Origin of the sequence: Micromonospora parva, assembly GCF_000718515.1 — a bacterium.
In the GTDB taxonomy this organism is placed as follows: Bacteria; Actinomycetota; Actinomycetes; order Mycobacteriales; family Micromonosporaceae; genus Micromonospora; species Micromonospora parva.
Window position 1 is genome coordinate 61,935 of sequence record NZ_JNZS01000011.1, and the last position, 12,369, is coordinate 74,303.

Consider the following 12,369-nt stretch of genomic DNA (forward strand, 5'->3'; position numbering starts at 1 on the left):
TATTCAGGACCGGGTTGACTGTCGTCCATGCGTACCCGCAGACGATCCGCCCGCCGCACCGGCGTCCTGCTGCTGACGCCACTGCTCTCGCTGGCCGCGCCGCTGCCGGCCACCGCCGCCCCGCCGGCCCCGTCCACCGTCGCCCCGTCCACCCTCGCCGAGGACGCGCCGTCCGCGTCGTCGTGGCCGTTCGGTTCCGTCGGGCTGGTCACCGACCCTGCCGCGACCGCCTCGACCTCGGCCACCGACGGTCTGGAGCCGGCCGGCGGACTGGAGACCACGAAGACCACCCGACCGGTCGCCCCGGGCGTGCAGCTCACCTCCTTCGACCGGTACGACGCCGACGGCTGGCTGCGCGCCGACGCCCTCACCACCGACCTCGCCGGTGGGTCCACCGTCGACTACGTCAACTCCGGGGCGGTCAGCCGGGCCGAGCCCCTGCGCACGGCGGCGGACGCCACGCGGGCTGTCGCCGCCGTCAACGGTGACTTCTTCGACATCAACAACTCCGGTGCCGCCCAGGGCGTCGGCATCCGCGACGGCGAGCTGATCCAGTCGGCGGTCGGCGGCCACCACAACGCGGTGGCGGTCACCACGAGCGGGCTCGGCCGGGTGATCGAGGTGAACTTCGACGGCAGCGCCACCCTGCCCACCGGGCCGGTGCCGCTGACCCAGTTCAACAACATGGTGCAGGCCGACGGCATCGGCGCGTTCACCGAACTCTGGGGGACGTACTCCCGGCAGCGGGCGGTGGAGGGCGCGGCCCGGGTGGTCGAGGTCACCGTCTCCGGCGGTCGGGTGACCGGGGTGAGCGCTGTGGCCGGCAGCGGACCGATCGCCGCCGGCAGCACCGTGCTGCTCGGCCGGGACGCCGGTGCGGACGCCCTCGCCGGTCTTCGCCCCGGTGACCCGGTGACGGTGGCCTGGCGTCCGAAGCCGTCCGACGGCAGCAGCCTGCACGCTGCCGTCGGAGGCGGCAACGTGCTGGTCCGCGACGGCGTCGTCCAGAGCATCGCCGACCCGACGCTGGCTCCGCGCACCTCCGTCGGCTTCAGCGCCGACGGGCGAAAGATGATCATGTTGACGGTGGACGGCCGGCAGGTCGACAGCCGCGGCGTGACGCAGACCGAGATGGGCCGGATGATGGCCGAACTCGGTGCCCATCACGCGCTCAACCTCGACGGTGGCGGCTCGTCCACGCTGCTGGCCCGGGAGCCGGGCGCACCGGCTGTGCAGGTGGAGAACGGCCCGTCGGACGGGACCGAGCGGGCCGTGCCCAACGGCCTGGCCATCTACGCGCCGAAGGGCAGCGGCCGGCTCACCGGCTACTGGGTCGAGACGGCCAGCGACCCCACCGCCGCCCCGGGCATCTCGCCGGTGCGTGGTGGCCGGCCCGACCGGGTCTTTCCCGGTCTGACCCGCGTCCTCACCGCCGCTGGTTACGACGAGACGTACGGCCCGGCGGCCGGCGCCCCCAGCTGGCGGGTGACCCCGGCGGTACGCGGCCGGGTCGGCGGTGACGGGGTGTTCCACGCCGGCACCCCGGGGGCCAGCACGGTCATCGCGGCACGTGGCCGGGCCACCGGCTCGCTGGGTCTCACCGTGCTCGGCCCGCTGACCCGGATCGGCGCCACCGTGCCGCGCGTCGGGCTGACCGGGCGGGACGGCAACGCGGTGGTCGGCGTGGTCGGGTACGACGGCGACGGCAACACCGCGCCGATCGAGCCGGCCGACCTGACCCTCGACTACGACAGGGACCTGCTACGGATCACTCCGACCGCGGACGGCAACCTCGCGGTCAGCTCGCTGCGGGACACCGGCTCCGCCCTGGTCACCGTGCACGTCGGACGGAGCAGCACCGTCCTGCCGGTCACCGTCGGGCTGACCGACGTGCCGGTGGCCGGCTTCGACGACGCCGGATCCTGGCGGTTCAGCCAGGCCCGCGCCAGCGGGTCGGTAGCGCCGGCGCCGGGACACACCGGCACGGGCCTGCGGATGACGTACGACTTCAGCCAGTCCACCGGCACGCGGGCCGCGTACGCCGACCCGCCGGCCTGGATCGAGGTGCCCGGCCAGCCGCAGGCGTTCGGCATGTGGATCCACGGCAACGGCACCGGGGAGTGGCCGAGCCTGCACCTGCACGACGCCCAGGACACCCAGCACGTGCTGCGCGGACCACTGATCACCTGGACCGGCTGGCGGTACGTGGAGTTCGCGGTGCCGGCCGGGGTGCAGTACCCGGTGCGGGTGCGCCGGTTCTACGTGGCCGAGACGAACGCCGCGGCGCAGTACACCAGCGAGGTGATCATCGACGACCTGGTGGCGAAGGTGCCCCCGACCGTCGACGTGCCGGCGGTGCCGCCGCGTACCGATCGGGTGGTGGTCCGCGACGGCACCGTGGACGGCGCGCCGTGGCGGTTCGCGGTGCTCTCCGACGCCCAGTTCGTCGCCGCCGACCCGGACAGTGACCTGGTCGCCCAGGCCCGCCGGACGCTGCGCGAGGTCAAGGCCGCCAGGCCGGACTTCCTGCTGATCAACGGTGACTTCGTGGACACCGCCTACCCGGCCGACTTCGCGCTGGCCAAGCGCATCCTCGCCGAGGAACTGGGCGATGCCCTGCCCTGGTACTACGTGCCCGGCAACCACGAGATCATGGGCGCGCCGATCAGCAACTTCGAGGCCGCCTTCGGTGCCACCTCACGGGTGTTCGACCACAACGGCACCCGGTTCGTCACGCTGAACTCGTCCACCGGGACGCTGCGCGGCGGAGGCTTCGACCAGGTGCGGATGCTGCGCGAGACGCTGGACGCGGCGGCCACCGACCGACGCGTGGGTTCGGTCGTCGTGCTGCACCACCACCCGGCGCGCGACCCCAGCCCGGCGCAGGCCAGCCAGCTCGGTGACCGCAAGGAGGCGGCGCTGCTGGAGCAGTGGATGGCCGACTTCCAGCACCGCACCGGAAAGGGCGCGCTGTTCGTGGGCGGGCACGTCGGCACGTTCCACGCCGACCGGGTGGACGGGGTGCCCTACGTCATCAACGGCAACGCCGGCAAGACGCCATCCACCCCCGCCGACCAGGGCGGCTTCACCGGCTGGACGGAGTTCGGCGTGGACCCGGTCACCCCGGCCGAGGCCGAGCGCGCTCGCCGGGACCCGCTCGCCGAGGGGCCGGCCTGGGTGGACGCGGAGTTCCACGCGCACGCCGACCGGCTCACGGTGACCGCCCCGGCCAGCGTCGCGGTGGGCACCCCGGTGTCGGTCAGCGCCACGCTGACCCAGCCCGGCGGGCGTACGGTCCCGGTGGCCGCGCCGGTCAGCGCCGACTGGTCCGGGTCGCCGCAGGTGCACATCGGCTCGGCGGCGGGGGTGCGCCAGTGGCACACCGCCCGCTTCGACCCGGCCACCGGCACCCTGACGGCACTGCGGTCCGGCGCGCCGATACGCCTGATTGTCACTGTCAACGGCCTCAGCGCCGAGGCCACCATCGCCCTCACCCGGTGAGCAGCGGGCGGGGCCCTTCCGGCGCGGAGGGCCCCCGCCCGGGGCTCAGAAGTCCCCCTCGGCCACCTGGAAGACGGTGAGGCCGAGGGCCCGCCACATCTGGACCACCTGGACGCGGTCGTCGAAGACGCCGGCCACCCGGTAACGGTCCCGGATCTCCCGGTCGTAGATCTCCCGCTTGACGATCGAGTCCTTGCGGGAGTCACCGACCGCCCGGAGGTGCAGACCCAGGTAGGGCACTCGTACGTGCCGGGCCAGCCAGGCCTCGGTGGCCGCGCGGGCGGAGGCGTCCCGCCCCGAGCAGAAGACCACCCCGTACCCGGCGGCGTGCATCGCCCGGACCGCCGCGATCACCGCCGGGTTCGGCTGGTCCTCGCCCACCCGGGTCATGTCGTACGGGCTGCGGGAGACGGCCAGCGCGACGGTGCCGTCGATGTCCACCAGAACGATCTCCGGTGGCTCGGTCGACGACGGGTGCACGGTGCCGGGGCGTCCGGTACGTGCCTGTGGCACCGGCAACGGCAGGGTGCGCCCCCGCAGGTACCGCTCGTGCAGCCGGCGGATCGCGTCCGCACCCACCTGGTCGGCGGCCGGACGGGCGGCGTCGCGGCGCAGGCACTCGTCCAGCGGGACGTCGGTGAAGTCGTGCACCTCGAACTGCGCGCCGTGCCGGGCGGCCAGGTCGGCCCAGCCCCGCAGGGTCCGCGAGCGCAGGTTGGTGTCGTCCACGCAGACGTCCGCGCGGGCCCGCAGCAGCGCCTCGACCTGAGCCTGCTGCACGGCGGTCACCTGCGCCTCGGCCCACTGGGTGAACAACCGTTCGCCGTGCAGCATCCGGCGCAGATCGTCCCGGTTGACCCGCGCGACGGACGGCTGGAGCGTGCGGGCGAAGGTCGTCTTGCCCGAGGCGGGCAGTCCCCGGGTGGCGATCAGGCGGGTCATCGACGCACCTCCGGCTCGACGGGCGTACCCCGGCCGGGGTACCTGGCGGCGGTCCGCCGGGTGCGCGAATGCCCCGTCGGGCGGTGGGAATGCGGACGGGTAGGCACGTGTTGACGATGCCGGACGAGGTGTGCGGCCCGATTACCGGGTCGGCTCAGGCCCATGGCACACTGGTCAATCGGCCACCGGTTCCGGTTCACGCCCGAGCCCGTCGCGTACGGCGCGACGAGCGATGACGGCGACCCGGCGACCACCAACGAGAGGACCGAGGCGAGATGAAGGCAAACATCCACCCGGAGTACGTGACCACCGAGGTCAGCTGCTCCTGTGGCAACACGTTCACGACCCGCAGCACCGCCAAGGGCGGGGCGATCCACGCCGAGACCTGCAGCGCCTGCCACCCGTTCTACACCGGTAAGCAGCGCGTTCTCGACACCGCCGGCCGGGTCGCGAAGTTCCAGCAGAAGTACGCCAAGGTTCAGGCCAAGAAGGCCAAGTAGCTCCTCGTTCGGCGCCCGCGTCCGGTTTTCCGCCGGACGCGGGCGCCGTCCGCATTTCCCTCAGTTTTCCGCCCGGCCGCTGGCCCCCCGGCCCGGCCCGGTCGTCGCGCACCGTCGAAGGAGCATCCGCAGCATGAGCAGCGAGCGTCTGGCCGGCCTTCTCGACGAGTACGCGCAGCTGGAGAAGCGGTTGGCCGACCCGGCCATCCACGCCGACCAGGCCACCGCGCGCAGGGTCGGCCGCCGGTACGCCGAGCTGGTGCCGCTGCACAAGGCCGCCGACGAGTTGGAGCAGGCCCGCGCCGATCTGGCCGCGGCTCGCGAGCTGGCCGCCGAGGACCCGTCCTTCGCGGGTGAGGCGGAGTCCATCGCCGAGTCCCTGCCGGTGCTGGAGGAGCGCCTCGCCGAGCTGCTCATTCCGCGCGACCCGCACGACGCCAAGGACGTGATCGTCGAGATCAAGGCCGGCGAGGGTGGCGAGGAGTCGGCGCTGTTCGCCGGTGACCTGCTGCGGATGTACACCCGCTACGCCGAGCGGCACGGTTGGGTCACCGAGGTGATCGACGCGCAGGATTCCGACCTGGGCGGGGTCAAGGACGTCTCCCTGTCGATCAAGACCAAGGGTGTGCCGGAGGGCGGCAACGGCGTCTGGTCGCGGCTCAAGTGGGAGGGCGGCGTACACCGGGTGCAGCGCGTCCCGGTGACCGAGTCGCAGGGCCGGATCCACACCAGCGCCGCCGGGGTGCTGGTGCTGCCGGAGGCCGAGGACGTCGACGTCACCATCGACCAGAACGACCTGCGCATCGACGTGTTCCGCTCGTCCGGCCCGGGCGGCCAGTCGGTCAACACCACCGACTCGGCGGTGCGGATCACCCACCTGCCGACCGGCATCGTGGTCTCCTGCCAGAACGAGAAGTCCCAGTTGCAGAACCGGGAGCAGGCGATGCGGATCCTGCGGGCCCGGCTGCTCGCCGCCGCGCAGGAGCAGGCCGACGCCGCCGCCTCGGACGCGCGCAAGGCGCAGGTACGCACTGTGGACCGCTCGGAGCGGATCCGCACCTACAACTTCCCGCAGAACCGGATCACCGATCACCGGATCGGCTACACCGCGTACAACCTGGACCTGGCGCTCGGCGGCGAGCTGGACGGGGTGCTGGACGCCCTCACCGAGGCCGACCGTGCCGCCCGGCTCGCCGGCGACACCGAGCTGACCCGCCGCTGACCACGGCGCTCGACCTGGTCGCGGCGCTCGACCCGCCGCTGATCGGGGCGGGCCGGGCGGTCAGCTCGCTCGGGGGCGGGTCTTGGCGCGGAGCATCTCGCGGTCGGCCTGCTCGAACGCGACGCTGAGCGCGTCGCGCAGCCCGCTGCCACCGGAGACCTCGGCGAAGCCGATGCTCACCCCGACCGGGGTGCCCGGCACCAACGATTCCCAGTCCTCCAGTCGGACCGCTGCCTCGATCCGGCGGGCCACCTCGGCGGCCTCGGCCATGCCGGTGTCCGGCAGCACCACCACGAATTCGTCACCGCCGTAGCGGGCCACGAAATCGCCCCGGCGCATCACCCGGTTGATCACGCCGGCGATGCGTTGGAGCACCAGGTCGCCGGAGTGGTGCCCGTGCCGGGTGTTGACCGCCTTGAAGCCGTCCAGGTCGCAGACGCCGATCACCACCCGGTCGCCGCGGGTGACCACAGCGGTGATGTAGCGCTCCAGCCGGCGGCGGTTGGGCAGCCCAGTGAGCGGGTCGGTCAACGCCTCGCCCTCGAAGCGCGCCGCCTCGCGGCGCATCTCCTCGTGGTCGATGCGGGCGGCGATGCCGTCGATGTACACGTCGCGCAGCCGGTCGTTGCGCTGCGCGGCGAGCCGGAACGCCAGCCGGTCGGCCCGGTGCGCGGCCAGGTGGTCCCCGGCGCGGGTCAGCGCGATGCTGCGCAGTCGGGCCGGCTCGGCCGCCCCGAGCGTCTCGTTGGACACCTGGACGGTGTCCAGTCGGGTGACCGCTTCGATCGGTCGACCGTCGGCGACCGCGAGGCACACCTGCCCCAGTTGACGCAGGTCGCGGGCACGGGCGCTGTCCCCACCGTGGCTGATCAACCGGGCTGGCTCGGTGCCCTCGGTCGCCACCTGGTCGCCGAGCGCGGCCTGTCGGGCGGCCGCGTAGCCGTACGCGGCGAGGCTGCTCGGGCGCAGCTGCCCGGCCCGCCCGGCGCGAACGAAGCGGGCCAGGTCGGCCGCCACGTCCCGCAGCACCCGCAGACAACCGTCGCTGTCGCCGTTGTGGTCCAGGGCCACGGCGTTGCGCAGCCGGATGCCCGGTGCGGCGAACGTCTCCTCCGGGATCCCGGCGGTCAGCCCGAGCTGCCGGGCCCGCTCGATGGCGCCCAGCGCGTACCCGTGGAAGCTCAGGTAGCTGTAGGCCATGGCCAGGTCGTGCCAGCCCCAGGCGGTGTCCCGGTCCGGGTCGGCGACGGCGCCCAGCGCGCGGGCCGCTCGGACGAGGTGCATGACGCAGCGGTCCAGCGCTCCCTGGTGGTGCGCGGCGAGCGCGGCCAGCGCGTTGAGGTGACCGTGCAGGTACGGCTCGGCGAGGTCGCGGACGGCCGCCGACGCCTCCTCGATGGCCCTGGTGAACTCCGCGGTTCGACCGAGATTGATCAGCGCGGAGAGGCGCTGCACCATGGCGTCCGCTCGCGCCGCCGGGTCGTTGGTGGTGCGGATCACCCGCTCCAGCAGGACGTACGACTCCGCGGAGCGGCTGGCCTCCTGCAACGCCCGGGCGTGCGTGAGGGCGTCAACCTGGTCCTCGACCCGGTCGAGCCAGCCCACCCGCCAACCTCCTGTCGTGCGCGCCAGGGCGCACCTGTTCGTCACGTCGCCCGCGACGCTTCATGATTATGTCGTGAGTACTTTGCCGCAACACCCCCCCGAAGGGACAGGCCCGGTCCGGCCGTCCGCCGCGGTGGCCCGGGCGGCCCGCTCGCTCGCCGCCGCCGGGGTCGGCTCCGCCCGGGTGGAGGCCGAGTTGTTGGCGGCGTACGTGCTGGGGGTTCCCCGGGGCCGGCTGGCGCTCGCCGACGACCTCAGCGGCGACCAGCTGGTGCGGCTCGACGAGCTGACCCGCCGCCGCGCGGCGCGTGAGCCGTTGCAGCACCTGACCGGTCGGGCCGGGTTCCGGCACCTGGAGCTGTCGGTCGGCCCGGGTGTCTTCGTGCCCCGGCCGGAGACCGAGCTGCTGGCCGGCTGGGGCATCGAGCAGGCCCAGGGTCGGCCGGAGCCGCTGGTGGTGGACCTGTGCAGCGGCTCGGGCGCGATCGCCCTGGCGGTGGCCCAGGAGTTGCCGGCGGCGCGGGTGATCGCTGTGGAACGGTCCCCGGCGGCGCTGACCTGGCTGCGGCGCAACGCGGCGGAGCGGGCGGCCGCGGGGGACCGGCCGATCGAGGTGGTCGAGGCCGACGTGACCGCGCCGGACCTGCTGGCCGAGCTGGTGGGCCGGGTGGACGTGCTGCTGTGCAACCCGCCGTACGTGCCGGACGACGTGGTGGTCCCGCCCGAGGTGGCCGGGCACGACCCGGCGGAGGCGGTCTTCGGTGGCGCGGACGGTCTGGTGGTGATCCGGCCGGTCGTCGCCCGGGCGGCGGTGCTGTTGCGCCCTGGAGGCGTGCTCGGCGTCGAGCACGACGACACCCACGGGGTGGCGGTGCCCGGGCTGCTCGCCGAGGACGGCGGCTTCACCGCCGTGGCGGAGCATCCGGACCTCACCGGGCGTCCCCGCTTCGCGACTGCGTCCCGACGGGCGGACGGCCAGCGGGCCTAGATCGGGGCGGCGTGGCAGACTGACTCCTCGTGATGCTCTACGACTGCCGGTCGCCCGCCGATCGGGACCGCGGCATCGCTGCGGCGATCGAGGCGGTCAAGAACGGCGAGCTGGTTGTTCTTCCGACCGACACGGTGTACGGGATCGGCGCGGACGCGTTCACCCCGTACGCGGTGAAGGCGCTGCTGGATGCCAAGGGCCGGGGTCGGCAGATGCCGCCGCCGGTGCTGATCGGCTCGCGGCACACCCTCGACGGGTTGGTCTTCTCGCTGCCCACCGCCGCCCGGGACCTGGTGGAGGCGTTCTGGCCGGGTGCGTTGACGATCGTGGTCGAGCACTCGCCGAGCCTGCAGTGGGACCTGGGCGACAAGACCGGCACGGTGGCGGTGCGGATGCCGCTGCACCCGGTGGCGTTGGAGGTGCTGCGCGAGACCGGCCCGATGGCGGTGTCGTCGGCGAACAAGACCGGCCAGCCGGCCGCTGTCACCGCCAACGAGGCGCGTGATCAGCTCAGCTACTCGGTGCGGGCCTATCTGGAGGCCGGGCCGTGCCCGGACCCGGTGCCCTCCACGATCGTGGATCTGACCGGTGAGGTGCCGCAGCTGTTGCGGGCCGGGGCGATCCCTCTGGAGAAGCTGCGCGACGTGGTTCCGGATCTCGTCGACGGTCGGGCGGTCTGAGTGCCCCCGTTCACGGTTCTGCACGTGTGCATGGGCAACATCTGCCGCTCGCCGATGGCGGAGCGGCTGCTCGCCCTGGCGGTGCGGGAGCGCCTGACCCGCCGTGGGCAGGACCCGGCCCAGGCCGAGGAGCTGGTGCACAGCCACAGCGCCGGCACGGGTGGCTGGCACGCGGGCGAGGAGATGAACCCGCCGGCGGCACGGCAGGTCACCGGCCGTGGCGGGGACGTGGCCGGGTTCGCGGCGCGCAAGCTGCGCTCGGACCACATCGACGCCGCCGACCTGGTCCTGACCGCCACCGCCGACCAGCAGGAGTACGTGGTGGCGCTCCGCCCGGACGCGGCGGCCCGCACGTTCGTGCTCGGCGAGTTCAGTCGGCTGCTGGCGGCGGTGGACGCCGCCGCGCTGCCGCCGGGCGACGCCACCCCGGAGGCCGTGTACGCCCGGGGCGTGGCAGTGGTGGCGGCGGCCCACGACGCGCGGCTGGGTACTTCGGCGCTGCCCACCGATGACCTGGACGACCCGTGGGGTCGTGGCGACCAGTGCTTCAGCCGGGTCGCCGACGAGATCGAGGAGACGGTCCACCCGCTGGCCGGCGTACTGCTGCCCTGAGCGTGGTGCGCGCTGCCGCCCGGGCGTGGTGCGAGTTTCCTCCGGGTTTGGGGAAAACCCGGGGCTAAAGGGGTGTTCCGGGTCATTCTGAACGGGTCCTAGCGTGACCGGCTCCTGCGGGGAGAGCTGATGATCCGGGCCCAACTCGACAAACTGCTGACCGTGGTGATCGCCGGCGTGCTGGCCGGGCTGGTGCTGGCCGCCGCCGCCCTGCCCGTCGCCCTGGTCTTCGGGATCGGCTTCAGCGCCCTGTCGACGCCGTACTCGGAGCTGCCGAACACACTCCGTACGCCGCCCACCGCGCAGCGGTCCAACCTCTACGCCAACGACGGCACCACCCTGATCACCTCCTTCTACCAGGAGGACCGGGTGGACGTGCCACTGCACGAGGTGGCCCCGGTGATGCGCCAGGCGATAGTGGCCGCCGAGGACGTCCGGTTCTACCAGCACAGCGGGGTCGACCTGCGGGGCGTGGTGCGCGCGTTCACCGTCAACAAACGCGACGGCCAGACCCGGCAGGGCGCCTCCACGCTGACCATGCAGTACGTGCGCAACGTGCTCAGCAACGACCCCCGACTCACCGAGGCCCAACGGGAAGCCGCCACCGAACTCACCACCGTCCGCAAGCTCCAGGAGATGCGGTACGCGCTCGCCCTGGAACGGGAGCTCGACAAGGACGAGATCCTGACCCGCTACCTCAACATCGCCTACTTCGGCGCCGGGGCGTACGGCATCGCGGCGGCCAGCAAGCGGTACTTCTCCCGGTCCCCGGCCGAGTTGACCCTGGCCCAGGCGGCGCTGCTCGCCGGCCTGGTGCGCTCGCCGGACAGCGACGACCCGATCAACGGCGACGCCGACAGCGCGGTGGCCCGGCGGTCGTACGTCCTGGAACGGCTGGTGGAGTCGGGGCAGGTGCCGGCGGACGCGGCAGCGGCGGCGCGCGCCGAACCCCTGCAGCTGCGGCCCAGCGAGACCCCGAACGACTGCACCGGGGTGCCCGACGCGCACAACGACTGGGGCTTCTTCTGCGACTGGTTCACCCGCTGGTGGAGCAGCCAGTCCGCGTTCGGGGCGACCGCCGACGAGCGGCAGCGCGCGCTGCGCCGGGGCGGGTTCTCCATCGTCTCGTCGCTGGACCCGGGAGTGCAGCGGGCCACCACCGAGCAGGTGTTGAAGATCTATCCCATGAGCCGGGCCGAGGCGGTGCCCACCGCCGTCGTGCAACCGGGCACCGGGCGGGTGCTGGCGATGTCGGTGAACCGCGCGTACAGCGTGGCGGACAACCCGGTCGGGCAGAAGAACCACCCGAACACCGTCAACCAGTTGATCGCCGGCGGTGGCGCGATCGAGGGATACCAGGGCGGTTCGACGTTCAAGCTCTTCACCCTGCTGGCGGCGTTGGAGTCCGGCCTGCCGCTGTCGACCGAGTTCGTGGCGCCGACCCAGCTGCTCACCCGCTTCCCGGTGACCGGGGCGGCGAGTTGCGACGGCCGCTGGTGCCCGGCGAACGCCAGCCCGTCGTCGATGGACGGCCCCCGCACCATGTGGAGCGCGTTCGGCCGCTCGGTGAACACGTACTTCGCCTGGCTCACCGAGAAGGTCGGTGCCGACCGGGTGGTGGAGATGGCCGAGCGGCTCGGCATCGTGCTGCGGGCCAAGTCCGACGCCGAGCTGGCCCGCTACGGCGCGAAGGACTGGGGTCCGTTCACCCTGGGCGTGGCCGCGACGACCCCGCTGGACCTGGCCAGCGCGTACGCCACGGTGGCGGCCGAGGGGACCTCGTGTGCGCCGCTGCCGGTGGTCTCGATCGCCGACTCGAACGGCCGGCCGGTCGACGCCGCCAAGCCGGACTGCCGGCAGGTGCTCGACGCCGACGTGGCGCGGGCGGCCACCGACGCGGCTCGCTGCCCGGTCGGGGACCAGTCGATGTACGGGCGCTGCGACGGTGCCACCGCACCGGGGCTGCGGGCGAAGCTCGGCCGCCCGGTGGCCGGCAAGACCGGCAGCTCGGAACGGTACGAGACGGAGACGGTGGTGGCGTTCACGCCGCAGCTCGCGGTCGCCTCGATGGCCGCCAACCCGGACGATCCCCGCGACGCGGTCGGTCAGGCGGTGCAGGCCCAGATGGTGAACGCGGTCGGTGCGGTGCTGTCCTACGCCCTGCGCGACGAACCGGTCCGCGACTTCGTCCCGCCGAGCGAGCGAACGGCCTTCCAAACCCAGCCCCAAGCCGGCAACTAACCCCCCGCACCTGTCACCCCCGCGATCTTGCACTTTCTGCCCAGACAAAAGGCACGAAAGTTCGTGATTCGACGACAG

At 73.3% G+C, this 12,369-nt stretch carries 8 protein-coding genes and 1 pseudogene; 7 read left to right on the forward strand and 2 right to left on the reverse strand.

Features of this window, described 5'->3' with window-relative positions; translation table 11 throughout:
* Positions 1–27 precede the first annotated feature (27 nt).
* A complete protein-coding gene (locus IF22_RS0117150; RefSeq protein ID WP_030333146.1) occupies positions 28–3,501 on the forward strand; it encodes a phosphodiester glycosidase family protein in 3,474 nt (1,157 codons plus the stop codon).
* 45 nt (positions 3,502–3,546) lie between these two features.
* Here IF22_RS0117150 and IF22_RS0117155 read toward each other — a convergent pair whose 3' ends face one another.
* On the reverse strand, positions 3,547–4,443 hold the full coding sequence (locus tag IF22_RS0117155; RefSeq protein ID WP_030333148.1) for a phosphatase domain-containing protein: 897 nt from the start codon (positions 4,441–4,443) through the stop codon (positions 3,547–3,549).
* Positions 4,444–4,718: 275 nt separating this feature from the next.
* Here IF22_RS0117155 and rpmE point away from each other — a divergent pair, with 275 nt between their 5' ends.
* Positions 4,719–4,943 carry a 50S ribosomal protein L31 gene (rpmE, locus tag IF22_RS0117165; RefSeq protein WP_030333150.1) on the forward strand — a complete coding sequence of 75 codons (225 nt, stop codon included), beginning with the start codon at positions 4,719–4,721 and terminating at the stop codon, positions 4,941–4,943.
* Between the two features lie 133 nt (positions 4,944–5,076).
* A complete protein-coding gene (gene prfA / locus IF22_RS0117170) occupies positions 5,077–6,165 on the forward strand; it encodes a peptide chain release factor 1 (protein WP_030333152.1) in 1,089 nt (362 codons plus the stop codon).
* A gap of 60 nt (positions 6,166–6,225) precedes the next feature.
* Here the strand turns inward: prfA and IF22_RS0117175 are convergent, their stop codons facing one another.
* Positions 6,226–7,770: a GGDEF domain-containing protein gene (locus IF22_RS0117175; protein ID WP_030333154.1), complete on the reverse strand. Its 1,545-nt coding sequence runs from the start codon at positions 7,768–7,770 to the stop codon at positions 6,226–6,228.
* 73 nt (positions 7,771–7,843) lie between these two features.
* Between IF22_RS0117175 and prmC the strand changes: the two genes are divergently transcribed.
* From prmC to IF22_RS0117195, 4 genes and pseudogenes are all read left to right on the forward strand, one after another.
* Positions 7,844–8,758: a peptide chain release factor N(5)-glutamine methyltransferase gene (gene prmC, locus IF22_RS0117180; protein ID WP_030333155.1), complete on the forward strand. Its 915-nt coding sequence runs from the start codon at positions 7,844–7,846 to the stop codon at positions 8,756–8,758.
* Positions 8,724–9,438 (forward strand): annotated as a pseudogene (locus IF22_RS0117185) (L-threonylcarbamoyladenylate synthase). The gene prmC and the pseudogene IF22_RS0117185 overlap by 35 nt, the downstream one beginning before the upstream one ends.
* Positions 9,439–10,050 carry an arsenate reductase/protein-tyrosine-phosphatase family protein gene (locus IF22_RS0117190; protein WP_030333159.1) on the forward strand — a complete coding sequence of 204 codons (612 nt, stop codon included), beginning with the start codon at positions 9,439–9,441 and terminating at the stop codon, positions 10,048–10,050.
* Positions 10,051–10,179: 129 nt separating this feature from the next.
* Positions 10,180–12,291: a transglycosylase domain-containing protein gene (locus IF22_RS0117195; RefSeq protein ID WP_030333161.1), complete on the forward strand. Its 2,112-nt coding sequence runs from the start codon at positions 10,180–10,182 to the stop codon at positions 12,289–12,291.
* Positions 12,292–12,369 lie beyond the last annotated feature (78 nt).